General features: G+C 59.8%; 22 protein-coding genes and 1 tRNA gene. 11 read left to right on the forward strand and 12 right to left on the reverse strand.

From position 1 onward, the window contains the following. Nucleotides 1–39: 39 nt before the first annotated feature. The 4 genes from AC57B6_RS08280 to AC57B6_RS08295 form a co-directional block, all read right to left on the reverse strand. A complete protein-coding gene (locus AC57B6_RS08280; RefSeq protein WP_496420966.1) occupies nucleotides 40–3,045 on the reverse strand; it encodes a ribonucleoside-diphosphate reductase subunit alpha in 3,006 nt (1,001 codons plus the stop codon). Between the two features lie 538 nt (nucleotides 3,046–3,583). Then, nucleotides 3,584–4,180, reverse strand: a complete 597-nt coding sequence (gene ampD, locus AC57B6_RS08285; RefSeq protein ID WP_474633453.1) for a 1,6-anhydro-N-acetylmuramyl-L-alanine amidase AmpD — start codon at nucleotides 4,178–4,180, stop codon at nucleotides 3,584–3,586. Next, complete coding sequence (locus AC57B6_RS08290) at nucleotides 4,177–4,515, reverse strand: PP0621 family protein (protein ID WP_028196465.1); 339 nt, start codon at nucleotides 4,513–4,515, stop codon at nucleotides 4,177–4,179. The genes ampD and AC57B6_RS08290 overlap by 4 nt, the downstream gene beginning before the upstream one ends. Before the next feature lie 10 nt (nucleotides 4,516–4,525). Continuing rightward, entirely contained in the window at nucleotides 4,526–5,443 is a 918-nt protein-coding gene (locus tag AC57B6_RS08295) for a cytochrome C assembly family protein (RefSeq protein ID WP_028196466.1), read from the reverse strand. A gap of 81 nt (nucleotides 5,444–5,524) precedes the next feature. Here AC57B6_RS08295 and ffh point away from each other — a divergent pair, with 81 nt between their 5' ends. Next, nucleotides 5,525–6,892 (forward strand): signal recognition particle protein, encoded by a 1,368-nt coding sequence (gene ffh, locus AC57B6_RS08300; protein ID WP_028196467.1) that lies wholly within the window; start codon nucleotides 5,525–5,527, stop codon nucleotides 6,890–6,892. Nucleotides 6,893–7,035: 143 nt separating this feature from the next. After that, nucleotides 7,036–7,587 carry a hypoxanthine-guanine phosphoribosyltransferase gene (locus AC57B6_RS08305; protein ID WP_012434394.1) on the forward strand — a complete coding sequence of 184 codons (552 nt, stop codon included), beginning with the start codon at nucleotides 7,036–7,038 and terminating at the stop codon, nucleotides 7,585–7,587. 140 nt (nucleotides 7,588–7,727) lie between these two features. Here the strand turns inward: AC57B6_RS08305 and AC57B6_RS08310 are convergent, their stop codons facing one another. Together AC57B6_RS08310 and AC57B6_RS08315 are read right to left on the reverse strand one after the other, a co-directional pair. After that, nucleotides 7,728–8,327: a MarC family protein gene (locus tag AC57B6_RS08310; RefSeq protein WP_028196468.1), complete on the reverse strand. Its 600-nt coding sequence runs from the start codon at nucleotides 8,325–8,327 to the stop codon at nucleotides 7,728–7,730. An 11-nt stretch (nucleotides 8,328–8,338) separates the two neighbouring features. Then, nucleotides 8,339–10,075 (reverse strand): proline--tRNA ligase, encoded by a 1,737-nt coding sequence (locus AC57B6_RS08315; protein ID WP_028196469.1) that lies wholly within the window; start codon nucleotides 10,073–10,075, stop codon nucleotides 8,339–8,341. A 382-nt stretch (nucleotides 10,076–10,457) separates the two neighbouring features. On the opposite strand from AC57B6_RS08315, the gene AC57B6_RS08320 reads away from it, so the two are divergent. Together AC57B6_RS08320 and AC57B6_RS08325 are read left to right on the forward strand one after the other, a co-directional pair. Beyond that, on the forward strand, nucleotides 10,458–11,204 hold the full coding sequence (locus AC57B6_RS08320) for an RNA pyrophosphohydrolase (RefSeq protein WP_029673762.1): 747 nt from the start codon (nucleotides 10,458–10,460) through the stop codon (nucleotides 11,202–11,204). Between the two features lie 79 nt (nucleotides 11,205–11,283). Continuing rightward, complete coding sequence (locus tag AC57B6_RS08325) at nucleotides 11,284–11,835, forward strand: CNP1-like family protein (protein ID WP_028196471.1); 552 nt, start codon at nucleotides 11,284–11,286, stop codon at nucleotides 11,833–11,835. Between the two features lie 126 nt (nucleotides 11,836–11,961). Here the strand turns inward: AC57B6_RS08325 and proB are convergent, their stop codons facing one another. From proB to rplU, 4 genes are all read right to left on the reverse strand, one after another. Beyond that, nucleotides 11,962–13,080 carry a glutamate 5-kinase gene (gene proB / locus AC57B6_RS08330; RefSeq protein WP_028196472.1) on the reverse strand — a complete coding sequence of 373 codons (1,119 nt, stop codon included), beginning with the start codon at nucleotides 13,078–13,080 and terminating at the stop codon, nucleotides 11,962–11,964. An 81-nt stretch (nucleotides 13,081–13,161) separates the two neighbouring features. Continuing rightward, nucleotides 13,162–14,283 (reverse strand): Obg family GTPase CgtA, encoded by a 1,122-nt coding sequence (gene cgtA, locus AC57B6_RS08335; protein ID WP_028196473.1) that lies wholly within the window; start codon nucleotides 14,281–14,283, stop codon nucleotides 13,162–13,164. A gap of 229 nt (nucleotides 14,284–14,512) precedes the next feature. Continuing rightward, nucleotides 14,513–14,776: a 50S ribosomal protein L27 gene (gene rpmA / locus AC57B6_RS08340; protein ID WP_007180330.1), complete on the reverse strand. Its 264-nt coding sequence runs from the start codon at nucleotides 14,774–14,776 to the stop codon at nucleotides 14,513–14,515. Nucleotides 14,777–14,801: 25 nt separating this feature from the next. After that, nucleotides 14,802–15,113 carry a 50S ribosomal protein L21 gene (gene rplU, locus AC57B6_RS08345; RefSeq protein ID WP_007180329.1) on the reverse strand — a complete coding sequence of 104 codons (312 nt, stop codon included), beginning with the start codon at nucleotides 15,111–15,113 and terminating at the stop codon, nucleotides 14,802–14,804. 239 nt (nucleotides 15,114–15,352) lie between these two features. On the opposite strand from rplU, the gene AC57B6_RS08350 reads away from it, so the two are divergent. From AC57B6_RS08350 to AC57B6_RS08375, 6 genes are all read left to right on the forward strand, one after another. Next, the gene (locus AC57B6_RS08350; protein WP_028196474.1) at nucleotides 15,353–16,345 is read left to right on the forward strand and encodes a polyprenyl synthetase family protein; all 993 of its coding nucleotides are present in this window, start codon (nucleotides 15,353–15,355) and stop codon (nucleotides 16,343–16,345) included. 38 nt (nucleotides 16,346–16,383) lie between these two features. Next, nucleotides 16,384–16,460: transfer RNA gene (locus tag AC57B6_RS08355), tRNA-Pro, on the forward strand. Between the two features lie 444 nt (nucleotides 16,461–16,904). Then, entirely contained in the window at nucleotides 16,905–18,035 is a 1,131-nt protein-coding gene (locus tag AC57B6_RS08360) for a site-specific integrase (RefSeq protein ID WP_496420967.1), read from the forward strand. Between the two features lie 191 nt (nucleotides 18,036–18,226). Further along, nucleotides 18,227–18,874: a hypothetical protein gene (locus AC57B6_RS08365; protein WP_496420968.1), complete on the forward strand. Its 648-nt coding sequence runs from the start codon at nucleotides 18,227–18,229 to the stop codon at nucleotides 18,872–18,874. Between the two features lie 126 nt (nucleotides 18,875–19,000). Then, nucleotides 19,001–20,380, forward strand: a complete 1,380-nt coding sequence (locus AC57B6_RS08370) for a hypothetical protein (protein ID WP_496420969.1) — start codon at nucleotides 19,001–19,003, stop codon at nucleotides 20,378–20,380. 140 nt (nucleotides 20,381–20,520) lie between these two features. After that, nucleotides 20,521–20,955: a hypothetical protein gene (locus AC57B6_RS08375; protein WP_496420970.1), complete on the forward strand. Its 435-nt coding sequence runs from the start codon at nucleotides 20,521–20,523 to the stop codon at nucleotides 20,953–20,955. A gap of 369 nt (nucleotides 20,956–21,324) precedes the next feature. On the opposite strand, the gene AC57B6_RS08380 is transcribed toward AC57B6_RS08375, so the two are convergent. Beyond that, on the reverse strand, nucleotides 21,325–21,900 hold the full coding sequence (locus tag AC57B6_RS08380) for a hypothetical protein (RefSeq protein WP_496420971.1): 576 nt from the start codon (nucleotides 21,898–21,900) through the stop codon (nucleotides 21,325–21,327). Further along, nucleotides 21,901–22,719: a DUF7946 domain-containing protein gene (locus AC57B6_RS08385; protein ID WP_496420972.1), complete on the reverse strand. Its 819-nt coding sequence runs from the start codon at nucleotides 22,717–22,719 to the stop codon at nucleotides 21,901–21,903. Between the two features lie 510 nt (nucleotides 22,720–23,229). On the opposite strand from AC57B6_RS08385, the gene AC57B6_RS08390 reads away from it, so the two are divergent. Then, nucleotides 23,230–24,276: a hypothetical protein gene (locus tag AC57B6_RS08390; protein WP_496420973.1), complete on the forward strand. Its 1,047-nt coding sequence runs from the start codon at nucleotides 23,230–23,232 to the stop codon at nucleotides 24,274–24,276. Nucleotides 24,277–24,314 lie beyond the last annotated feature (38 nt).

The following is a 24,314-nucleotide window of genomic DNA, read 5'->3' on the forward strand; positions in this document are numbered from 1 at the left end:
TGCCGCCTGCTTCGTGCTCGCCTCGCAGTTGCCAGACGCTTACTGGCAAGCCTCGCACTCGTCGAAACCCGGGTCGCCCGGACGCATCATGCACACCGGACCGTCCGCTTCCGGCGCTGCTTCGACTGCAACGGCCGGCGCTGCCGCCGCTACCTGGATGCCGCCCGAAGCCGCACCGCCGTTCGCGCCGAAGCTGCCTGCCGCGCCACCGCCGACACCGCCCGCGCCGCCCGACCCTTCGCCGCCACCCGAGCTCACCGCGTTCAGCGCGCCGTGTGCCACCGTCGACTTCTCGACGTGCGTTGCCGCCATCGTGCGGAGGTAGTAGGTGGTCTTCAGGCCGCGCACCCATGCGAGCTTGTAGATCTCGTCGAGCTTCTTACCCGACGCGCCGCCCATGTAGATGTTCAGCGACTGCGCCTGGTCGATCCACTTCTGACGGCGCGAAGCCGCTTCGACCAGCCACTTCGGATCGACTTCAAACGCGGTCGCGTAGATCGCGCGCAGGTCGGCCGGGATGCGGTCGATGCGCGAGAGCGTGCCGTCGAAGTATTTCAGGTCGGCGACCATCACTTCGTCCCACAGGCCGCGCGCCTTCAGGTCGCGCACCAGGTAGTCGTTGACCACCGTGAATTCGCCCGACAGATTCGACTTCACATACAGGTTCTGGAAGGTCGGTTCGATACAGGCCGACACGCCGATGATGTTCGAGATCGTCGCCGTCGGCGCGATCGCGATGCAGTTCGAGTTGCGCATGCCGTAGGTGGCGATGCGCGAACGCAGTTCGGTCCAGTCCATCGATTCGCTCGAATCGACTTCGACGTAACCGCCGCGCGCTTCGGCCAGCAGCTTCACCGAGTCTTGCGGGAGGATGCCGCGGTCCCACAGCGAGCCGCGGTAGCTGGAGTAACGGCCGCGTTCCTGCGCCAGTTCGGTCGACGCGTAGTAAGCGTAGTAGCAGACCGCTTCCATCGACGTATCGGCGAACTCCACCGCCTCTTGCGACGCGTACGGCGTGCGCAGCAGGTGCAGGCAGTCCTGGAAGCCCATGATGCCCATGCCGACCGGACGGTGCTTCAGGTTCGAGTTACGTGCCTTGGCAACCGCGTAGTAATTGATGTCGATTACGTTGTCGAGCATGCGCATCGCCACGCTGACGGTGCGCTTGAGCTTGTCGTGGTCGAGCGCCAGGGTGCCGTCAGCCTGCTCCTTCAGGTGAGCGACGAGGTTCACCGAGCCCAGGTTGCAGACGGCGATTTCCGAGTCGCTGGTGTTCAGCGTGATTTCCGTGCACAGATTCGACGAGTGGACGACGCCGACGTGCTGTTGCGGCGAGCGCACATTGCACGGATCCTTGAACGTGATCCACGGGTGGCCGGTTTCGAACAGCATGCCCAGCATCTTGCGCCACAGTTGTGCCGCCGGCAGCTTCTTGAACAGCTTGATCTCGCCGCGCGCGACCTTGTCTTCGTAAGCCGTGTAAGCCGCTTCGAATTCCGCGCCAAACTTGTCGTGCAGATCCGGGCAGGTGGACGGCGAGAACAGCGTCCAGTCACCGCCTTCGTGCACGCGCTTCATGAACAGGTCGGGAATCCAGTTCGCCGTGTTCATGTCGTGGGTGCGGCGACGGTCGTCGCCGGTGTTCTTACGCAGCTCGAGGAATTCCTCGATGTCCAGGTGCCACGTTTCCAGGTACGCGCAGACCGCGCCCTTGCGCTTGCCGCCCTGGTTGACCGCCACTGCGGTGTCGTTGACGACCTTCAGGAACGGCACCACGCCTTGCGACTTGCCGTTGGTGCCCTTGATGTGCGAACCGAGCGCACGCACGCGGGTCCAGTCGTTGCCCAGGCCGCCGGCGAATTTCGACAGCAGCGCGTTTTCCTTCAGCGCTTCGTAGATGCCGTCGAGGTCGTCGTCGACCGTGGTCAGGTAGCACGACGACAGTTGCGAGCGGCGGGTACCCGAGTTGAACAGCGTGGGCGTGGACGACATGAAGTCGAAGCTCGACAGCACGTTGTAAAACTCGATCGCGCGCGCTTCGCGGTCGATCTCGTTCAGCGACAGGCCCATCGCCACACGCATAAAGAATGCCTGGGGCATTTCGATGCGCACGCCGTCGTGATGCAGGAAGTAACGGTCGTACAGCGTTTGCAGACCGAGGTAGCCGAATTGCAGGTCGCGGTTGTTGTCGAGCGCCGCGCCCAGGCGCTTCAGGTCGAACTGCAGCAGCTTGTCGTCGAGCAGCTCGGCTTGCACGCCGCGCTTGATGAACTGCGGGAAGTACTCCGCGTAGCGCTCGCCCATTTCCGTCTGCGTGACTTCCTCTTCGAGGATCTCGCGGCGGATCGTGTGCAGCAGGATGCGTGCAGTGACCTGGCTATAAGCCGGGTCCTTTTCGATCATCGTGCGGGCAGCCAGAATCGCCGAGTCGTAGACCTGGCTCATCGGCACGCCGTCGTACAGATTCTTCACCGTTTCCGCGATGATCGGATCGGCGTTCACGGCGTCGCCCAAGTTCGCGCAGGCGGATTCGATAATGCCGCGCAGCGCTGCCATGTCGAGCGGACGCGTCACCCCGTTGTCGGTGACGTTCAGACCCGGCGTGTTGGCGACGATCTGCTCGTCATGGCCGCGCGCCTGAGTGCGCTTCTCGCGATACAGCACGTACGCACGCGCGACGTTGTGTTCGCCGCCGCGCATCAGCGCAAGTTCGACCTGATCCTGGATGTCTTCAATATGGAACGTGCCGCCGTTCGGGCGGCTGCGCACGAGCGCGCGCACCACGTCCTGCGTGAGTTGCTCGACCAGTTCGCGCACGCGCGCGGAGGCTGCGCCTTGACCACCGTTGACTGCCAGGAATGCCTTCGTCACGGCGATGGCGATTTTCGACGGTTCGAACGACACCACGCTGCCGTTACGGCGGATCACCTTATAGTCGGCGTAGGTCGTTTGCGGCGCGAGCGGCTGCGCGCCTTGTGCCTGGCCGAAGGTCTGGCCAGTCTGTGAACCCTCGTACCGGGTCGTCGCGTTGTCGGTGGTTTGCATGTGCAAAGCTCCTGGTCCTGGAAATGGTGCGGAGAAAGCCGCGGATTAAAACGAACGCTGCGCCGCCGCGTGCGCAAGCGATGGGGCGCAGGAAAAAGGCCGGCTGAGCCGGGTGGCGGGATGCGACAGCGATGAAGCCTGGTTCGAATTGATGACGGTCTTCACGCTAAAAGTCGCGATCACTTGCTGTGCCCTTTCCCTGAATTTTTCTGGACGCTGCCGACTTGTTACCGGGCGCGCCGCAGGAATTTTTTCAATGCCTGGAATGCTTGCGGCGCCATGCTCGGAAGCGGGGCGCCGCTGACTTGTTCACTCGGTTATGCACTCAGTTATTCACACGGTTATGCACAGCCCACCACAAGATATAGTGCAAAACCGAATTTCTGGCACCAAGTATAGTGGAGATTCGAGACAGGTCAAATCGTTTTATTTGCTTTCGAAGTCTTGACTTTTGCATAGCGCGGCGCGAAGCCGACTCCCCGGAGAACAAGGCAGCGCCTTGTTCTCCTCGCATCACGCGAACTCGCGCGAAGGGTCGTTATCGCGTTTTGGAAAACTTGAGATAGGGGAAATACTGATCCGCCAGCGCGGTGTCGCGCTGCAGACGCTGCCACTCGAAATGGGGCCCCGGATCGGTCTTGCGGCCGGGCGCGATGTCAGAGTGACCGGCCAGTCCCTCGACCGGATAGCGAGCCTTGAGCGCCGTCACAAGCGCGGCGAGCGTGCGGTATTGCGCCGCTTCGAAGGCAGTCGTGTCACTGCCCTCCAGCTCGATGCCAATCGAGAAATCGTTGCAGCGCTCGCGGCCGAAAAAATTCGACGGCCCGGCGTGCCATGCGCGCTCGTTGCAGGAGACGAATTGCTCGAGGGCGCCGTCGCGATGGATCACGAAGTGCGCCGACACCCGCACGCCGCGCAGATGCGTGTCGTAGTAGGGGTGGGCGTCGCAGTCGAGCGTGTTCTGGAAAAGTTCGGCAATCGCCGTGCCGCCGAACTCATCGGGCGGCAAGCTGATGTTGTGCACGACGATCAGCGTGGGCACGGCCCCTTCGGGTCGCGCTTCGAAATTCGGCGAGGGAAGTTTGCGTGCGGCAGAGACCCAACCGTCGGCGTCGACGGCGAACGCGAGATTCATCGAGCGTCGCGGCCCGTGGGACGCGCGCCATGGCGCTGAGCGTGCGAGGCGCTGCAGAACGCCTGCCCCGCGACCACCACGGAGTCGCTCTTCGGCGCGTGCACGCCGCACTCGGCGCAACGGATCATCGGCTCGGCGAGCTGCGGCTGTGCGGAAGCGGGTCCACGCGCGCCGCCGTTCGGACCATTCTGGCCGCCTTGGCGATTTGCCCCACCGGCGCCATTCGCACCGGCGCCCCCCGCGCGTTGCGACGCTTGCGCGTCATGACGACGCAGCGCCTTGACCAGCCATTGGCCGACGATGAACAACAGGATCAGCAGAAAAATTTGTCGCATAGCAGGACACTCACACTACAGCACGGTGCAACAGCACCTCGAATACGAAACGGCTGCCGACGTACGCCAGCAGCAGCGCGACGAACGACGCCAGCACCCAGCGCAATGCCGCACGGCCGCGCCAGCCGGACACCTTGCGCGCGGTCAGCAGCGCGCCGAACATCACCCAGGAAAGAATCGCGAACACGGTTTTGTGATCGAGCCGCAATGCACGGTCAACCAGTTGCTCGCTAAAAATGATGCCCGAGAGCAGCGTCAGCGTGAGCAGCACGAAGCCCGCGCCGATCAGACGGAACAGCAGCTTTTCCAGAGTCAGCAACGGCGGCAGCGTGTCGAGCCAGCTCGACAGCCAGCCGTTACCCGCAGCAGCCGCATTGCGTTGCGACATGCCGCCGCGCATTGCGTGCAGACGCCGCTCGACCAGCAGCATCAGAACCGCGTGCAGTGCCGCGATCGCGAACAGACCGTACGCGATATTGGCGATCAGGAAATGCAGCTTGAACATGGGCGCGGCCGAATACGGCAACACGCGCACACCATTGAACGCCAGCGGCAATAACGAAGCGACGCAGGCGAGCGGGAGCACAAGCAGGCGCAGGCCGTCGAGCGGGAAGAAGAAGCTCTCGATCCAGTAGATGCCGGCGCCGAGCCAGAACATTGCTGACAGCGCGAACGCGAAACCGAACACCATCGCGTTCTGGGGAAAGATGGTGGCATGCAGCAGCACACCGTGGGCGAGCAGCGCGACGAACAGTAGCGCGCGGCCCGAGCCGCTCATGCCCGAAGCCGCCGAGACGCTTGCCGTGGCCGGCACCGGCGGCACGCTCTCGAGCATGGGGCGCAGGGCGGCGTGCCGGTGCGAGCGCCAGCCGGCCACGGCGAGACCGCCGTACAGGAGCGCAGTGAGGGCATACAGTACAATATCCATATTCGAAGTTTACACTAGGCCCCTGCTCCGCGACGTCTCCCGCATCGCGCCCTGCTCCGGCCGCACTGTTCATCGCTCCCCATGCTCGACAATCTGACTCAACGGATGGCGCGCGTCGTCAAGACGCTGCGCGGCGAAGCCCGGCTCACCGAGGCGAACACCCAGGAAATGCTGCGCGAAGTGCGCCTGGCACTTCTCGAGGCGGACGTGGCGCTGCCCGTCGTGCGCGAGTTCATCGCCAAGGTGAAGGAAAAGGCGCTCGGCGAGGAAGTCATCAGCAGCCTGTCGCCAGGTCAGGCGCTGGTCGGCGTGGTGCAGCGCGAGCTGACCGCGGTGATCGGCGGCGACTATGAAGGCAAGGCGGTCGAACTGAACCTCGCCGTCACGCCGCCGGCCGTCATTTTGATGGCAGGTCTGCAGGGCGCCGGTAAAACGACCACGGTCGGCAAGCTCGCCAAGCTCCTGCGCGAAAAGTACAAGAAGAAAGTCCTGACGGTCTCGTGCGACGTTTACCGTCCGGCTGCTATCGCGCAGTTGAAGATGGTGACGGAACAGGTCGGTGCGGATTTCTTCCCGTCGGAACCGGATCAGAAGCCGGTAGATATCGCGCGCGCCGCGGTGGACTGGGCCAAGCGCCACTACCACGACGTGCTGCTGGTCGACACGGCCGGCCGTCTGGGTATCGACGAGGCGATGATGCAGGAAATCGCCGCACTGCACAGCGAGCTGAAACCGGCGGAAACGCTGTTCGTAGTCGACGCGATGCTCGGCCAGGACGCGGTCAACACCGCGAAGGCATTTAGCGACGCCTTGCCGCTCACCGGCGTGGTCCTCACCAAGCTCGACGGCGACTCACGCGGCGGCGCAGCACTCTCCGTGCGTCACGTGACGGGCAAGCCGATCAAGTTCGTCGGCGTCGCCGAAAAGCTCGACGGCCTCGAAATCTTCTATCCGGATCGGATGGCGAACCGGATTCTCGGCATGGGCGACATTCTCGCCCTCGTCGAAGAAGCGCAACGCGGCGTGGACGTTCAGGCCGCGCAGAAGCTCGCCGACAAGGTCAAGAAAGGCGGCGACTTCGACCTCAACGATTTCCGCGCACAGCTGACCCAGATGAAGGGCATGGGCGGCCTGTCGTCGCTGATGGACAAACTGCCGGCCCAGTTCCAGCAAGCCGCGGCCGGTGCCGACATGGGTCAGGCCGAGAAGCAGATGCGCCGCATGGAAGGCATCATCAATTCAATGACGCCGCTGGAGCGCGCGAAGCCCGACCTGATCAAGGCCACCCGCAAGCGCCGCATCGCCGCGGGCGCGGGCGTGCAGGTGCAGGAAGTCAACCGCATGCTGAATCAGTACGACCAGATGCGCACGATGATGAAAAAGCTGAAGGGCGGCAATCTGCAAAAGATGATGCGCGGCATGAAGGGCATGATGCCCGGCATGCGCTAAGCTTTAGCAAGACGGCGGCGCGCGTGCTTTCGTACAAGAACCACGGCACGCGCGGCTGACTCCGGATTTGTGCGGGTTTATTCTGTACCGCCGGCCGTCGTTCTCACCCACACTATGTATACAGTTACCGCCCGTCAGACGTCATGAACCGCGAAGAAGCTCTCCATATTTTCAGCCACTCCGAAGAAATCGTTTCGGCCGACGACGTCAACGCGTCGATCAGCGGCATGGCTGCCGCCATCCGCAACGAGATGAGCGAGGACTTCCCGCTCGTGCTGTCGGTCATGGGTGGCGCGGCGGTGTTCACCGGCATGCTGCTGCCGCACCTCGATTTTCCGCTCGAATTCGACTACATCCATCTGACCCGCTATCGCAACACCACCAAGGGCGGCAACGAGATGCAGTGGCGCGTGGCGCCGGCTGAGTCGGTGAAGGATCGTGTCGTGCTGGTGCTCGACGACATCCTCGACGAAGGCGAGACAATGGCCGCGATCCGCGACCGCATTCTCGCGATGGGCGCGAAGCGCTTCCTGAGCGCGGTGTTGTGCGAGAAGATCATTCCGAAGGCCAAGCCGCTGCGCCCGGATTACTGCGGTTTCGAAGTGCCGGACCGCTATGTGTTCGGCTGCGGGATGGATGCCAAAGGCTACTGGCGCAACCTCCCGACTATCCGGGCGTTGACCGAAGGCGCCTGAGCGGCGCATGCAACAGGAGCCGCGTTTGATGACGCGGTTAAGTGCAAAAAGCGTGCAAAAAAGCGGCCAGCGGCCGCTTTTTTGTTTGCTGGGATCGATGCAAAGCGCGGCTCTACCCGCACCGCACCCTCTCGGCCGACTCAAAGCTGATGCACGAACGACCGGATACCGCCGAGCATCATCTCCACTGAGATGGCCACCAGCACCAGCCCCATCAAGCGCTCGAAAGCCATCATTGCGCGCTCGCCGAGCCACGCCTGAATCCGCTCCGCCAGCATCAGCACGACCGCACAGACAAGCATCGTGACGGTCAGCGCGCCGATCCACTCGAACATCTTGCCCGGCGCCTGCGACGTCAGCAGCATCACCGTTGCAAGCGCCGACGGGCCCGCCAGCGCCGGAATGGCGAGCGGCACGATGAGCGGCTCACCACCGCGCGTGTCGCCGCCGAACGGACCGTCTGGATGCGGAAACACCATCCTGAGCGCGATCAGAAACAGCACGATTCCACCGCCGATGCGCAACGACTGGTCAGTCAGACTCATCATGCGCAGGAAGCGATCGCCGACCACCATGAACACCAGCAGGATCGCGAAGGCGATCGCCACCTCACGGAGGATGACGACCGTGCGCCGCTTCGGCGCCACCCCACGCAAACAGCTAATGAAGAGCGGGATGTTGCCGAGCGGGTCGGTGATCAGAATCAGCAGGACTGTGGCGGACAGAAAGGTGTATTCCACCTCGAGTCCGCCTAGCGTGCCAACGCGGCGCGAACCTTGCCGATCACCGTTTGGGCGGCGTCTTCGACCGGCAGCAGCGTCGCTTCAGCGTCGCGGCGGCCTTGATACTCGAGCTTGCCGTCCTTGAGACCACGGTCGCCAATCACCAGACGATGCGGCACGCCAATCAGCTCCCAGTCGGCGAACATCACGCCCGGGCGTTCGCCGCGATCGTCGAGGATCACGTCGACACCTGCTTCGAGCAACTCCGCGTACAGCTTGTCGGCCTGCTCGCGCACGGCTTCGCTACGGTCGTAACCCATCGGGCACAGCACGACTTCGAACGGCGCGATCGATTCCGGCCAGATGATGCCCTTGTCGTCGAAATTCTGTTCGATCGCCGCGCCCAGAATACGCGTAACGCCGATGCCGTAGCAGCCCATTTCCATCGGCTGCGGTTTGCCGGTCTCGTCGAGGCAGGTCGCGTTCATCGCTTCCGAATACTTCTTGCCGAGCTGGAACACGTGGCCGACTTCGATACCGCGGCAGATGTCGATCACGCCCTTGCCGTCCGGCGACGGGTCGCCCTTCTTCACATTGCGGATATCGGCAACAACCGGCTCCGGCAGATCGCGGCCCCAGTTCACGCCGGTGGTGTGGAAATCCACTTCGTTCGAGCCCACCACGAAGTCGCTCATGTTCGCGACCGTGCGATCCGCAACGACCTTGATCGGCTTCTTCGTGTTGAGCGGGCCGAGGTAACCCGGCGGCGTGCCGAAGGTCTCAATGATCTCGGCTTCGGTCGCCATGCGGAAATCCGCCAGACCGGGCAGCTTGCTTGCCTTGATCTCGTTGAGTTCATGATCGCCGCGCAGCATCAGCAACCAGATGGTCGGCTCGGCGCCCTCGTTCTCCGTGGCGAGGACGATCGACTTGATCGTGCGCTCGAGCGGGATGTTCAGCAGCTCGGCCACGGCCTCGCATTTTGCTTTGCCCGGCGTTGCGGTCTTCTTCATTTCCTCGGTCGGCGCCGCGCGTTGCGCGTACAGCGGCAACGCTTCGGCCGCCTCAACGTTCGCTGCGAAATCCGAGGTCGGGCAATAGGCGATCGCGTCTTCACCGGTGTCGGCGATCACGTGGAATTCATGCGAACCGCTGCCGCCGATCGAACCGTTGTCCGCCGCCACTGCGCGGAAATCCAGACCAAGGCGCGTGAAGATCCGCACGTACGCGTCGTACATCTTGCGATACGACTCGCGCAGGCCTTCCGCGTCCTTGTCGAACGAGTACGCGTCTTTCATGATGAACTCGCGGCCGCGCATCACGCCAAAACGCGGGCGGATCTCGTCACGGAACTTCGTCTGGATCTGATAGAAGTTCACGGGCAACTGGCGATAGCTCTTGATCTGGCCGCGCGCGATATCCGTGACCACTTCTTCGTGAGTCGGTCCGATCACGAAATCGGATTGCTTGCGATCCTTGAAGCGCAGCAGTTCGGGGCCGTATTTTTCCCAACGGCCCGATTCCTGCCACAGCTCGGCCGGCTGCACTGCCGGCATCAACAGTTCGATCGCGCCTGCCCGATTCATTTCTTCGCGCACGATGGCTTCCACCTTGCGGATCGAACGCAGGCCGACCGGCAGGTAGTTGTAAATACCGCCAGCGACACGGCGGATCATGCCCGCACGCACCATGAGCTTGTGGCTGACGATCTCGGCGTCGGCGGGCGCTTCTTTCAGCGTGCCGATAAAGAAACGGGAAGCTTTCATTCAGATTTTCCAAAAGCGGCGGCTCCGGAGGGACCGCCCGAAAGGTGAAAACGGTGGGGAAATCTTTACAGACCCGGCTTGAGGCCGGCTCGGACTCGCCGAACGCCCGGCCAACGGCTCGCCAGGACCCGGCCAAAACCCGGCTCAGATGCGGCAAACGTTCTGCGCATACCAGGCAAAACCCCGGCAAAACCGGCCCGATCGCAGCATTGAAGCTGCCGCGCAAAGCCTTTGCAGCAAGGGATAAGGCACGGAAAGACTGACAGGCTACCGCAAACGCGGGCCTTTTGCGGCGAATCGTTCCAATCTGGTGCGAATCGGTGCGTCGGGTCCGTTATCTGTTTATAATCAAAGCAATTTTAAAGGATTCGAAGGTGGTTGTATGCTGGATCGTGAAGGCTTTCGCCCGAACGTCGGCATCATCCTCTTGAACGCGCACAACGAGGTGTTTTGGGGCAAACGGCTCCGTGAACATTCCTGGCAGTTTCCGCAAGGGGGCATCAAGTACGGAGAGACCCCCGTGCAAGCGATGTATCGGGAGTTACACGAAGAAACCGGGCTGCTTCCTGAGCACGTCAAGGTGATCGGTCGCACGCGCGACTGGTTGCGTTATGAGGTGCCTGACAAGTTCATCAAGCGCGAAGTACGCGGTCATTACCGCGGCCAGAAGCAAATCTGGTTTTTGCTTCGGATGGTTGGACGCGATTGCGACATATGCTTGCGCGCCACCGACCACCCGGAGTTCGATGCGTGGCGCTGGAACGAGTACTGGGTGCCACTCGACTGTGTGATCGAGTTCAAGCGGGATGTGTATCAGTTGGCGCTGACGGAGCTATCCCGTTTCATGCGCCGGGCTGCGCCGCGTGCGGAAAAACCTGGCGGACACCATGGACCTCGCTATCCCCGGATAGCGCCGTCAATGGAAAGTCCGCCGGATTCGACGATGATGACGGTCACCACCTCGGTGACCACCCTCAGCATCGAAACGTCGATTCACACGACGATCGCGTCTGATTGCGGTCCGGGTTCCGGGTCGGTAGCCGAACTGGGCTCCGCGTCGGCACACGAAGACGAATCGGATCGCGAAACGGCCGCCGGCTCGCTGTTTCGCCCCGGCGTACGCAATTAACAACTCTGTGCGGCCGTCCACGCCGCCTCCGCGGGTGTGGCTCATCAACGAGCCGCACCCGTCTTTCGAGGAAATCATATTGAAAGCACTTGCTCTCGTCGTGGCGTGCGTCGCCACCGGCGCCCTGCTGGCTGGTTGCGCCAGCAAACCCACGAATAAAGACGACAGCGCGTTTGCCTATCTGCTGGACCGGCCGAGCAACTGGGTTGAAAACAAGGTGGACACCTTGCCGCCGCTACCGCAAGACTCCAATCTGCTGCCTTTCGAGGTTTCCGGTAACACGCCGCTGCACTTCGCGGTCGATAAAAATTCGCTTAGCGTCGGCACCGACGGCGTGGTGCGTTACACCGTCGTCGTCACCAGCCCGAGCGGCGCGCGCAACGTGAACTACGAAGGAATTCGGTGCGACACGTATGAATGGCGCCAATATGCGGGGCTGAACGCCGATCACGACGGCTGGGATGAAACCGTCGCTAACGACTTCAGGCGCATCGAGAATGGTGCGCTGAATGCCTATCAGGCAACGCTGTATCAGGATTACTTCTGCGCGAACAAGATGCCCACGGGCTCCGCAAAGCAGATCGTCGAGAACATCCGCTACAAACGCACGCAGACCTCGCTGATTCATTAAGACAGTTTTCGCGCATGGTTTCCAATATCTCCGGAAGCCGCCGCTGACGTAAAAAAGCCGTTCCAGCTCACGCTGGAACGGCTTTTTTGTCTGTCGTTCGGCTCCGGTGTGGGTCTTGCCGGGGATTCAGACCAGCACAAGATTGTCGCGGTGGATCACCTCAGGCTCCAGCATATAGCCGAGCACCGATTCAATCTCGCCGCTCGGACGCCGCTGGATCAGCTTGGTTTCCGTACTACTGTAGTTGGTCAGGCCCCGCGCGACTTCACGTCCGGCCGCGCTCAAACAGGCGATCACCTCGCCACGCGCAAACGCGCCCTGCACACCGACGATGCCGATCGGCAGCAAGCTCTTGCCGCCTTCGATCAGCTTTTCGACGGCACCGTCGTCGATCACTACGTGGCCGCGCACTTGCAAGTGATCGGCCATCCATTGCTTGCGCGCTGCCATGCGTGCGGTGCGCGCGATCAACTGCGTGCCGATCGCCTCGCCCGAAGCCAGCCGTGACAACACGTCAGCTTCGCGACCGCTCGCGATCACCGTATTGGCGCCGCTGTGCGCCGCGCGTTTGGCGGCAAGAATCTTGGTCAGCATGCCGCCGCGGCCCAGGCTCGAACCCGCGCCGCCCGCCATTGCTTCGAGCTCCGGCGCACCGGCATCGGCTTGCTGCACAAGCGTCGCGCGCGGATCCTTACGCGGATCGGCGGTAAAAAGCCCTTGCTGATCGGTGAGGATAACGAGCGCATCGCCTTCGATCAGGTTCGCAACCAGTGCGCCCAAGGTGTCGTTGTCGCCGAACTTGATTTCGTCGGTAACGACCGTGTCGTTCTCGTTGATGATCGGCACAACGCCCAAGCGCAGCAACGTCAGCAACGTGGACCGGGCGTTCAGATAGCGTTCGCGATCGGCCAGATCGGCGTGGGTCAGCAGGATTTGCGCAGTTTGGATCGAATGCTCGGCAAAGCGGCTTTCGTAGACTTGCGCGAGACCCATTTGGCCGACAGCGGCAGCCGCCTGCAATTCGTCGATTTCGCGCGGCCGTTTGGTCCAGCCAAGGCGCTGCATGCCTTCCGCAATGGCGCCCGAACTGACCAGCACCACTTCCTTGCCCTGCGCGCGCAGTGCGGCAATCTGAGCGGCCCAGCGGCCGATTGCAGCATGATCGAGGCCGCGCCCGTCATTGGTGACGAGGCTCGAGCCGACTTTCACTACCAATCGCCGTGAATCTGCGATGACTGAACGCATTGTGCGCGGTCTCCCGGGATGACGCGTGATGCATTGCATGCCGGCAGCCCTTGCAGGCGCCGGCGCTCAGGCTTGTACTTATTACTGCGGGTCGCTGCCGACGTCGTCCGCAGCAGCGGCCGGCGCTTCTGGCTTCTCGCGGAAGCGCACGTCGGCTGCGAGATCTTCTGCTTCGGCCGCGCGCTGTGCGTCCGAATGCGCGGCGATGTGGTCATATATCGCATAGCAAAGGCTCTCGCAGCCTTGGCCGGTGAGCGCCGAGATTTCGAACACCGGGCCGTCCCAGCCGAAGCCTTCGAGGAACGCCGACACCCGCGCTTCGCGCTCGTCCTCGGGCACCATGTCGAGCTTGTTGAGCACGAGCCAGCGTGGTTTTTCATAGAGCAGTTCGTCATACTTGCGCAGTTCGTTGACGATCGCCTTGGCTTCCGCCACCGGATCGACAGACTCGTCAAACGGTGCAAGGTCGACGATATGCAACAACAGGCCCGTACGCTGCAGGTGACGCAGGAACTGGTGGCCGAGGCCGGCACCTTCCGCCGCGCCTTCGATCAGGCCGGGAATGTCCGCAATCACGAAGCTGCGGCTCGGCCCGACACGCACCACGCCGAGATTCGGCGCGAGCGTGGTGAACGGGTAATCCGCGATCTTCGGCCGCGCGTTCGACACCGACGCGATGAAGGTCGACTTACCGGCGTTCGGCATGCCGAGCAGACCGACGTCGGCCAGCACCTTCAGCTCGAGGCGTACCATGCGGCGCTCGCCGGGCTTGCCGTCAGTTTTCTGACGCGGCGCGCGGTTCGTACTGGATTTGAAATGCAGGTTACCAAGACCACCCGCGCCCCCTTGCGCGATCTGCACGCTCTGGTTGTGCTCGGTCAGGTCGGCGATCAGCTCGCCGGTTTCCATATCGGTAATGGTCGTGCCGACCGGCATACGCAGCGTGATATCGTCGCCGCCCTTGCCGTAGCAGTCCGCGCCGCGGCCGTTTTCGCCGTTGCGCGCCAAATGTTTTTTCGCGTAGCGGTAATCGATCAGCGTGTTGATGTTGCGGTCTGCGACTGCGATCACGCTGCCGCCCCGGCCGCCGTCGCCGCCATCCGGGCCGCCGAACGGAACGAATTTCTCGCGGCGCATCGACGCGCTGCCATCCCCTCCGTCGCCGGCGATGACTTCAATCCTCGCTTCGTCAATGAACTTCATGCGTAACTCCGTCCCGTGGTGTGCTGCTAGATGGTGCTGCTGGGTTGATGCTTTCGGATGCTGCTATTTTGCCGCGCCCGCCGTGCGGTGGGCAATCGGCCGATCGGCTAACCGCGCCGATATGGCCATGCAATCCACTAATTCTTCGGACAAAAAGCGCTGCAATAAAAAAAGCCCCGCGAACTTCGCGGGGCCTTTTTCCGGTCCTGAAGCCCGTGCCTGAGTAAGCTCAGACTGCTGCCGGGACGACGTTGACCATGTGCTTCTTCGCTGCGCCCTTCGTCGAGAAATTGACGTGGCCGTCCGTCAGCGCGAACAAGGTGTGATCCTTGCCGATACCGACGTTTTCGCCCGGGTGCATACGCGTGCCACGCTGGCGAACGATGATGCCGCCAGCGTTGATAGCCTGACCGCCGTAGACCTTAACGCCGAGACGCTTCGATTCAGAGTCGCGGCCGTTGCGGGATGATCCGCCTGCCTTTTTGTGTGCCATTTGATTTGCTCCTTAACCGTTGCGCTTACGCGTTGATCGCGTCGATGCGCAGTTCGGTATAGTTCTGGCGGTGGCCGCCATGCTTCTGGTAGTGCTTCCGGCGACGCATCTTGAAGATGGTCACTTTTGCGTGACGACCTTGCGACACGACGGTAGCCTTGACGGAAGCCCCACTGACCAGCGGCGTACCGAACTTAATCGATTCGCCTTCGCCCACTGCGAGAACCTGGTCGAGCGTGATTTCAGCGTCAATGTCTGCCGGTATCTGTTCTACTTTAAGTTTTTCGCCGACGGCAACTTTATACTGCTTGCCACCGGTTTTTATGACCGCGTACATTGAGAACCTCACTCTGTGTTCATTTTTCCCACGCACCGCGCGCGGAAACCCGTGATTATACATAGAGTTAGCTGCTCGGTCAAAACTCATTGAGAGTCACCGCGCGCGACGCCCGGCGTCGCTGCCGGGCAGCCCCGGCAGCGGCCCATCCGCGGTCTGCGTCGTGCCGAGCCGCAGCGGGCGACCCGGAACTGCCGCGATTCGCCTTATAATTCGCGGCACTACCCAATTCAGCCATCATGTCGTCGACTGCCACCCCCTCCTCCAACGCCGCCAGCCTGCTCGCTCCGATCGCCGAAGACATGCAGCAGGTCAATCGCGTCATACGGCACCGTCTGGCGTCCGACGTGATGCTGATCAATCAGATCTCCGAGTACATCATCAGTGCCGGCGGCAAACGGCTGCGGCCCGCCCTGCTGCTGCTGGTGGCGGGCGCGCTGGGCGAGACCACCGGGCATCGGCACGAACTGGCCGCCGTGGTGGAGTTCATCCACACGGCCACGCTGCTGCACGACGACGTGGTCGACGAATCCGATCTGCGGCGCGGCCGCCAGACCGCCAATGCGCTGTTCGGCAACGCGGCAAGCGTGCTGGTTGGCGACTTCCTGTACTCGCGCTCGTTCCAGATGATGGTTGGCGTGGGCAAGATGCGGGTGATGGAAATCCTGTCGGAGGCGACCAACATCATTTCCGAAGGGGAAGTGCTGCAGTTGCTGAACATGCATGACGCCGACGTCGACGAAGCGCGCTACATGCAGGTGATCCGCTACAAGACTGCCAAGTTGTTCGAAGCCGCCGCCCAGCTTGGCGCTGTGCTGGCCGGTTCGGATGCAAAAACCGAAGCCGCGGCGGCGGAATTCGGCCGCCGCATCGGCACGGCCTTCCAGATCATGGACGATTGGCTCGATTACACTGGCACGGCCGAGTCAATGGGCAAGAACGCCGGCGACGATCTGCGCGAAGGCAAACCCACACTCCCGTTGATTTATCTGATCGAGCGCGGCACACCTGAACAGTCGGCGCTTGCACGAGAAGCCATCGAGCAGGGCGGCACGGCCCGTTTCGACACCATTTTCGAAGCGATCACGCGTTCCGGCGCGCTCGACCACACGCTGGAGTGCGCGAAGCAGGAAGCGCTTGCCGCGGCTGCAGCAATTTCTTCGTTTCCCGATTCCATTTTCAAAGATAGCCTGCTAGAATTATGTTCTTACTCGACGGCAAGACAGTCTTGAACGAGACTGAAACACCGTAAGAGTCCAGCAGTACAGATCGGGGTGTAGCTTAGCCTGGTAGAGCGCTACGTTCGGGACGTAGAGGCCGGAGGTTCGAATCCTCTCACCCCGACCAGAATTTGGTTAAAAATCAACGACTTAAAGAGTTTTGCAGTCGTTGCAGTACTACAGTAATCTGTGTAGTACTAACCTTTGATAAAGCCTTGCGAAAACCTTTGGTTCGCAAGGCTTTTTTCATTTCCACGGCCCGATCATGTCGATAACAACTACAAATACGACACCTCAGGCACAGTCCACCGGTCGGACAGTGCCCTTCCCGCACACCCTTGAGAGCATCAAGGGCTATCCAGACAAGCTCAAGATCTACATGATGCGCGCCAGTTCGTACTGGCAGGCCCGCTATTTCGACGGCTTCAAGATGCACAAGCGCAGTTCGAAGACATCGGACAAGCGTGAAGCCATCGAGTTTGCCAAAGCGATGTACCACCAGATCATTGCAGGCAGCTTCACGAGCGCATCAACGGCCAATCAGGCCAGTTTCGAGTATTGGTCGCGGCAGATGCTCGAATCGCAGCAAGGTCGCGTCGATCGTGACGAGTTCACGGAAGAGTCGCACCGTAACGACCAATACATGCTCGACGCGAAAATCCTGCCGGACTTCCGTAGCCGGAATATCAAGGACGTGTCGTTCGAACTGCTCGATCAGTTCGTGGTCAAGTTGAGCGCGGAAAAACTCGACCCTTCGACCATCAAGCGATACCTCGGCATCATCCATAAGGTGCTTCAGTACGCGGCGAATCGAGGGGCAATCGCTGCCCTGCCCCACTTTCCGAAGATCAAGACGCAGGATAAGCCGCGTGCTTGGTTTAACCTACCCGAATACCGGAAACTGCATACACGGGCCAAGGCGCTGATCGGCACCGAGCATGTGATCGCATCGCCCAACGGTAGCGGTCGAAGAAATGAGACGCGCAAGATCAAGATCACGGCCGATCTGCCGAACATGATCGTGTTTATGGTCAACGGCTTTATCCGGCCGACCGACCTGAAAAACATGCAGCACAAGCATGTCGCTATCGTTCGCGACGAGCACACTTACCTGCGTCTGACGCTGCCGGAAAGCAAGAAGCACAGCAAGCCGATTGCCACGATGCAGCGCGCTGTCGATGTGTACGAGCGCCAATGCAAGCTCTATGAACCGGAAGGTCTGGCCAAGCCAGAGGACTATGTGTTCATGCCCCAATATGCGAACCGGGATACCGCGCTCAAGCGCCTGCAACTGCAGTTCAATTTTCTGCTCGAAGACCTCGGCATGAAAACCGATGTGCGCGGCAATGAGCGCACCATCTACAGCTTGCGTCATACCTGCATCATGTTCCGTTTGCTCAACGCCGACGGCATGGACATGCTGACGCTCGCACGGAATGCGCGCACGTCCGTTGAAATGATCGAGCGCTTCTATGCCAGCGAACTGACGGGAGAGATGAACATCGACGTCATCCAGTCGCAGCGTAAGAACAAGAGAAAGCGGGTGGGCATTGATTTGGCGTCTGACAATGACGGGGTCGACAATCCGAAGGCTACGAGCCCAGCAAAGGCCACGTCTGCGCGCTTGGCCGTTGTACCCGGAAGCGGCAGCGAGCCGCTAAACCTCCCGACCGGCCCCGCCCCCACACTGTCTCTATCGTAACCACGACACGGGCCGGGCTTTCGCAAATCTGCCTTTCCGACCCTCCGCCGAACTCCCCTAAGGCTGGCCCAACGAGCCGCGATGCACCTTCGGGGTCAATTCGATACCCATGCAGCCTCACGCTCAAGCAAAGCGCCACGACGCCGTTAAAACAGTGCTGCCCCCAGCCTTTTGCATTTCTCCGCCACACCATGACCGACAGCCCCGCACATCTCCGCAAGCTCGGAGAACCTCTGGCGACCTTCGATTCGATCGAAGACGCAGCCGACGCGATCATCACCGCCTTATTCCGGCTCTACATCGTGATGAACCCGGATAAGTCAGCGGGCGATTTTGCGAGCGAAATCCTTGCCCCTATCGCCCAGTCCACAGTCGACGATCCCGCGCAGATCGAAATCCGCACGTTCGCGAATCATTCGCGACAATCGTTCGTGATCTACATGCGGAAGATATGCCTCGCCTACGCCTATGTCCAGGCCGCGCAAGATGCTCACCGTGAAGGCCGGGAAAGCGCCGGATGGTCGTATATCGCCAACGCACATTATCTGCTGGGCTTCGCAGAAGGCATCTTTGTGCTTGAGCCCGCGTTGGCTGGCGTCATTTCGGCAAGAGGCAAGTCCGGTTCAACACAGCGCGATGCCAAGTATGAACCGCTTCGACAGCTTGCCCGCGAACTTGCAGCGTCAGGCAAATATCTGAGCAAACGAAACGCCGCCTTGTCGATCAAGGATCGGATTGTCGCGGAATCGCAGTCACGCGGCATCAACCTGTCCGAAGCACAGGCCGAGCGCACCATCACCAAGTGGCTCGACGGTATGACGTTTGCCCGCAAGCGGTAAACCACTTACAGGCAAACAGCGTACGTCATGTAGTGCGCGGGATACCGCCCCGCCACGCCCGTAATTAAAGTGCATTTCGTCGATTCACTGATCGGCGATTTCATCAACTTTATCGGGAGCATTTCCATGACTAACAAGAACCACGCGCCGCACGCCATCTCGTTCGCAGGCCCGACCGCATTCGCATCGCTCACGCAAGCGATCACGGCGCTGCAAACGCACTTCAATGGCGCGCACAAGGCGCTGTACGAAACCTTGCAGGACATCTACGCGACGTACCACGCGTATATCGTTGACGCCACGCCGGCGGAGCGCGAGAAAAACCGCTCAGTGCTGGACGAGAGGTGCAAGGCCGAAGACATCGGCACCAACGGCAAGACAACGGATCTGCATAGGCTCGTCAAACTGGTCGTCAAGGCCAGCTCGCAACTCACGTCGGGTTACGTGCATATCTTCTCCGTCGCCAGCGCATTGCAGAAGACCCCCGATGAATTCCTGAGCTGGCTCAGTGCGGCAGGCGGCATCGAAGCCGTTCGCAAGAAGTTTCTCGCAGACGGGAAGCCCAACCTCAACTACGAATCCGGTTCCAAGCGCGAAAAGAATCGCGCGGACAAGATCGCCAGCGCACGCAACGCCCTTCAGGCGACGCGCTGCATCATTGCGGCATCCGCACTCGCCAATGCGAGCTTTGAGCCAGTCAAAGAACCGACCGAGTGCGTCGCCATCGTTGTGCGGAACCCGGACGGCAGCATCGGTATCAAGGGATTCGTTTCGAAGAAAGCCGTGCTCGAATCTGCCTATCTGGAGCATGCCCTGGAACAAAACGGAAACGAGACGCAGCAGACTGCCGCGCCTCTGGAAAAGCCGTCGACCGACGAACCTACAAACGTTGCGGGTAATGAAGCAATCGAAGTGGCCCACACAGACGAGCTTGGCACAGATACGAAGCAGATCAATGCAGCAGACCAACAGGCAACAATCGCAGAAATGCTCGACGATCCTGACGACATCACGATTTCCAAGATCCGCAGCTCGCTTGGCAATGAGATCGCCGATCGAGCCGCAGACGCCGTCAGCCAAGCGAGACGGATGCGTGAAGATGCAAACGCCATCCCGTCCGAACTCCAGCATTACGTCAGCCTGCTGAAGACCGCCGATTTCGTTGCCAACACCAACAGCGAAAAATCGAATGATTGGCGTTATGAACAAGCGCTCGAAGAGCTTGAGCAAGTGCTTGAGGCTCACCCCTCGCTTGCAGCCTACCTCGACCGCCCTTTCGATCCGGAAATCAATCCGAACCAGGAGGACGTCCCGCGACTGATCAACTCCAAATCCCAGTTTGCCAAGGGTAGCGGCGCAATGATTACCAGTCAGGATGCGGTCAGACGCGCGTTGCGGCACGAGCTTGAGAGCTTGTGCGCCCTCAGCGGCTCGGACGTGAAAGCCGCGGCCATCGCACTCGCCAACGGCATGCGGTCGGTTAAAAAGTATTCAGCACACGCGTAAATTCTGTGACCCGCCGGGCGTCAGCAGCACTAGGTTAGACCTAGCGCTGGATGAATCTCGGCGCATCAACCTTTTGTTGATGGGCCACTAACCCCTCGCTACCCTCCTTGCATCTGCAATGCATCCTTCTTCGGGGTCACATGTTCGCGATCACGCGCTTTCACAATTTCATGTCGCTGTACCAAGGCCGATATGCAACTGCCCTCGCCAAAACGCTCAACACGTCGGTTTTCGCAGCGAAGGCACTCGATATCAGTCTGTCTACCGGTGAAATCTCGCTCGACAAACTGCACCTGCTGCTCGGTTGCAGTCGCGGTCAGGCAATCGGCGCCGTGTTCGATTTGCAGGAGCAGGGATTGGCAATGGCCACCGATTCCACGAAACGCCAGAACGGCGAATACTTCCTCGTGCCGATCGATGCTCGATGCGAAGCTGCCCGACTTTATAGAGCGAAGCTGGAGCGCTGTAGCCGCGACATGGGCCTGTACGATGTTCTTGAATGTACGTTGCCGCCCCTGCAGACGATCTTTATGGAAGCACTCTCCGCCTTGGAGTCGAAGCAGATCGGACATTGATTATCTGCCTGCAGATCGCCCATAAAGCGACGCTCGCTCAACGACACGCATGGCCGAAAATCGACGCGTTTCGGTCGCTTACCGCACTCAACGTCGATTATCTGCCGCCATGCGACGACCAGCCCGCGACTTCTGCATGGCTCGAATAGCTGGCGTCTATCGCAATTCGGGCGACTGTGCCAACGCGGCAGAGGCGACCATCACCCGCGAAGGGAGCAGGAAGTTCGACCGGCACCGCGTGTTGCGCCGCCATCCGGCTGTGCACAAACTGGCGAATGCTCGACGCGCTACGCTGCGTGCTTATGACCGCCGTCGCGTTGCTGAACATCACCGCCGCGCGCTGCCCGCAACATCCCGCATTACCAATTTTTATAACCGCAATTTTTGTGGCACCGGACACGATGCCGCGCGCCGGCGGCGTTCAGATTCCTTTATATAATCGAACAATAGGCCCCAATGCTCTGCCGAGGGATCTATCCCTTCTCGGAAATGTTCATTATTCCATGCCGTACTTGCGTAGTAACTGAACATATAATCAGCGACATCGGCGTCGATCATGTTGTTGTTCACAAGAAGCGCCATTTCCTCAAAAAATGTAAGAAATTTTCTCTTCTTATCCCACATTTCCGGTGATGCCAACTTCCCCATTTCAATGCTATCGATCAAGCAAAGCACTTCAAATAGATCTGGAGTGTCAAAAAGTCGCCTATGCTGACCTAAGAAAAATTCTGTTCTTTTAAGGGTCGCGGCTCGTTCACGTTCGTCGATTTCTTTTTGTTTTTGGGCATGCAATCGCGGAATTTCATAGAACACCTTTACGATTCCAATCAGGCCAATGCCAATGGCTGTAATTGTTCCAGAAATTGACGTCCAGTCTTTCCAGTCGCCCAACGTTCCGCAAATATCTCCCAAATAGGTGCAGTACTGTATAGCCGTCGATTCCATTTATCGAACCTCTACCACATCAGAAACGACGTATCGCTTTACTGTCCCCATGGCATTTTCGACTCGTCGCACCAGAAAATGCAATTTACCTTCTTCTCCTTTGACTCTTTCATGCATAGATTTGGTGATAAGTGACCTCAGACGATGGCTCGGATCTTCAATTAATTTAAAAGACACAACACGCCGAAGCTTATCGTCGTACACTCGCCCGTAATTGGTGAGAATGTTGAATTTTGTGACATTGCCAATCACGTATTCGTCGTCATCCGACTCTCCGCGTACATTAACGTATTCGTTCGTTGTAGCGTCGAATGTAAGGATATCGCCTACATGCTTTCGCGATAACACCAAACTAATATGATCAGGATCTTCCGCGATTGGCTTATGCAGGCTTGCCATCGCACTTTCTAAAGTGTCCGCGATTTCATCGATTTTTGCATCTTCACTTTCTACAAGACGTTGCACATAAGGCGTCACTGGGTCATAGTTCTTACCAACTGCAAACGACCAGCACCAAGTCAGGTAATCCCAGTACCGTGCTGCAATAACGCTCGCCCCCATTTTCTCGCACGTTGCTTGATCGAATACAACATCCACTTCAACTTCGTAGCATCCTTTTTTAGGAGCACTCGCGTACACCGCCGCTCCTGTTGCCGAATCGCCGCGCTTTCGCATCTGCTCGTCATTGGCGAACGAATGGGTAACGATATTTACCGCTCGGGCAAGCCCCATTTCCGCCGTAGCCGCATCATGTATCGGCAAGCGACCGTTATCGGCCTCCCCGCCTTCAAAGCGAATGGTCAGCGTCACTTCCTTCATCTTTGCTTTTCCTTGTTATGTATTTGCAGCCCGTATGAATCGCTCTTTATGCACATGGAATATGTACAGTCCTTGGCGGTCTCAAGAATCAAGGACGAATGCAGAATTGTCGCCGATTTGACGCAATGTGCGAAAAAGATGTGTGCGTTTCGTGATGCTGAGGACGAAAACACCAAGCTTGATGCAGACTAGGCGCACTCGCTGGACAGCAGGGTGCAGCGGGACGGCATGACGCGAAGGGTCTCGGCTTGCTCGGAGCTGAAAGCTCTCGCCGTCACAAAATTGAAAGCAAAGGTGCGGCGAGTTGCGATCTAGATCGCGTGGCAATCTCGGATTGTCAAACACGCCTGTTGGTCGGGTGAAACGAATTCGATAAGGTGGGCCGTCCGGACTTTGATGCTCAGTAACAGAAGGCGTCGTTGGACACGGACGTTGGCATAATTAGGGATCCCGGTCGGCACGCATAATCAACCAGACTGCCGGTTTCTCCGGCCCTTGGAGTCGTCGATAATGCCCAAGCTTTCTCTTTCGCCGATGCTCGTCCAGTACCTTGTCGGCCTATGCTGCCTGAAATGGGACCCTGATGCCGTTGACGTTACGATAGGAGACATGGTGCTCGATCCAGCCGCCGGCAAGGAGCGAGATGTCGATATCACGGTTACGATTACAGAGTCTGGGAATGTGACCCATGCTTTCAAAGCTTACGAGGTAAAACACGAGACCGCGCCTCTTGACGTTGCGGACGTTGAGCAGCTATGCCTCAAGCTGTTGGACATGCCGTCGGTAACCCACCGGGCGATTGTGTCGGCGTCAGGGTTTACTTCGGGTGCTCAGTCCAAGGCAGCCCGACATGGGATCGCCCTATACGAACTGCGCCCGTGGACCCGACCGCTGCAAGAGCAGTTCCCCGCGCTCACGATGCAGGGCACGGCCGAAGAATGCTTTCCGATGAGCCAAGTGCTCCTTTGTTGGGTTAATCCGCAATACGCAATAGTCGCGCGGGAAGCGAAGGGACCATTCTCGGTTCAACCTGACGACAAACTTCATAACGCATCGGGCAATGCGCACCCGAAGTACAAAACGTTCGCCGATTTTCAACGCGAGTTGCTTCTGCGGTCGACTGAGATACTGTTTTCGTTGGAGCCTGCTGTAACGATCTCACGCACGTTCCCTATTCCGCATACCGCTCCAGACGGTAATGTCCCTGCTGGGCCAGCATGGCCACACACACATACGCTAGATGTTCGCAGCGATGACGTCTATGTAGAGACAGGGAAAGGTGTCTGTCAAATCGACCTGCTCACGATCAACGGGTACCTTCAATGGCAGCGCATCAGTGACAAGTCGCTTTACTGCGTCATTGATCAAATCCCAAGTGGCGAAGCATTCGCGGGCGCACTAATCTCCATGGAAAAGCGCGAAGGCCACATGACAGCGCTCGTCTTTTCACCAAAGACCCGCGATATCGGCGTTCATTTTGTACGGCTGGCGGAAAAACATCTGCATTGCATCCGCCGGCTCAAACTTGAGCAGCCTAGCGCTCCAGTTGGTTCATGAGGGAGTTCCAATCACATCGCCTCCACGCAGCTGATCGC

It is taken from the genome of Paraburkholderia sp. BGA-UO-ETr-F12, assembly GCF_059567945.1.

Coding starts and splice junctions, on each gene's coding strand:
- AC57B6_RS08280 (WP_496420966.1), bottom strand. CDS start 3,045: ATGCAAACCACCGACAACGCGACGACCCGGTACGAGGGTTCACAGACT.
- ampD (WP_474633453.1), bottom strand. CDS start 4,180: ATGAATCTCGCGTTCGCCGTCGACGCCGACGGTTGGGTCTCTGCCGCA.
- AC57B6_RS08290 (WP_028196465.1), bottom strand. CDS start 4,515: ATGCGACAAATTTTTCTGCTGATCCTGTTGTTCATCGTCGGCCAATGG.
- AC57B6_RS08295 (WP_028196466.1), bottom strand. CDS start 5,443: ATGGATATTGTACTGTATGCCCTCACTGCGCTCCTGTACGGCGGTCTC.
- ffh (WP_028196467.1), top strand. CDS start 5,525: ATGCTCGACAATCTGACTCAACGGATGGCGCGCGTCGTCAAGACGCTG.
- AC57B6_RS08305 (WP_012434394.1), top strand. CDS start 7,036: ATGAACCGCGAAGAAGCTCTCCATATTTTCAGCCACTCCGAAGAAATC.
- AC57B6_RS08315 (WP_028196469.1), bottom strand. CDS start 10,075: ATGAAAGCTTCCCGTTTCTTTATCGGCACGCTGAAAGAAGCGCCCGCC.
- AC57B6_RS08320 (WP_029673762.1), top strand. CDS start 10,458: ATGCTGGATCGTGAAGGCTTTCGCCCGAACGTCGGCATCATCCTCTTG.
- proB (WP_028196472.1), bottom strand. CDS start 13,080: ATGCGTTCAGTCATCGCAGATTCACGGCGATTGGTAGTGAAAGTCGGC.
- cgtA (WP_028196473.1), bottom strand. CDS start 14,283: ATGAAGTTCATTGACGAAGCGAGGATTGAAGTCATCGCCGGCGACGGA.
- rpmA (WP_007180330.1), bottom strand. CDS start 14,776: ATGGCACACAAAAAGGCAGGCGGATCATCCCGCAACGGCCGCGACTCT.
- rplU (WP_007180329.1), bottom strand. CDS start 15,113: ATGTACGCGGTCATAAAAACCGGTGGCAAGCAGTATAAAGTTGCCGTC.
- AC57B6_RS08350 (WP_028196474.1), top strand. CDS start 15,353: ATGTCGTCGACTGCCACCCCCTCCTCCAACGCCGCCAGCCTGCTCGCT.
- AC57B6_RS08360 (WP_496420967.1), top strand. CDS start 16,905: ATGCTCGAATCGCAGCAAGGTCGCGTCGATCGTGACGAGTTCACGGAA.
- AC57B6_RS08365 (WP_496420968.1), top strand. CDS start 18,227: ATGACCGACAGCCCCGCACATCTCCGCAAGCTCGGAGAACCTCTGGCG.
- AC57B6_RS08370 (WP_496420969.1), top strand. CDS start 19,001: ATGACTAACAAGAACCACGCGCCGCACGCCATCTCGTTCGCAGGCCCG.
- AC57B6_RS08375 (WP_496420970.1), top strand. CDS start 20,521: ATGTTCGCGATCACGCGCTTTCACAATTTCATGTCGCTGTACCAAGGC.
- AC57B6_RS08380 (WP_496420971.1), bottom strand. CDS start 21,900: ATGGAATCGACGGCTATACAGTACTGCACCTATTTGGGAGATATTTGC.
- AC57B6_RS08385 (WP_496420972.1), bottom strand. CDS start 22,719: ATGAAGGAAGTGACGCTGACCATTCGCTTTGAAGGCGGGGAGGCCGAT.
- AC57B6_RS08390 (WP_496420973.1), top strand. CDS start 23,230: ATGCCCAAGCTTTCTCTTTCGCCGATGCTCGTCCAGTACCTTGTCGGC.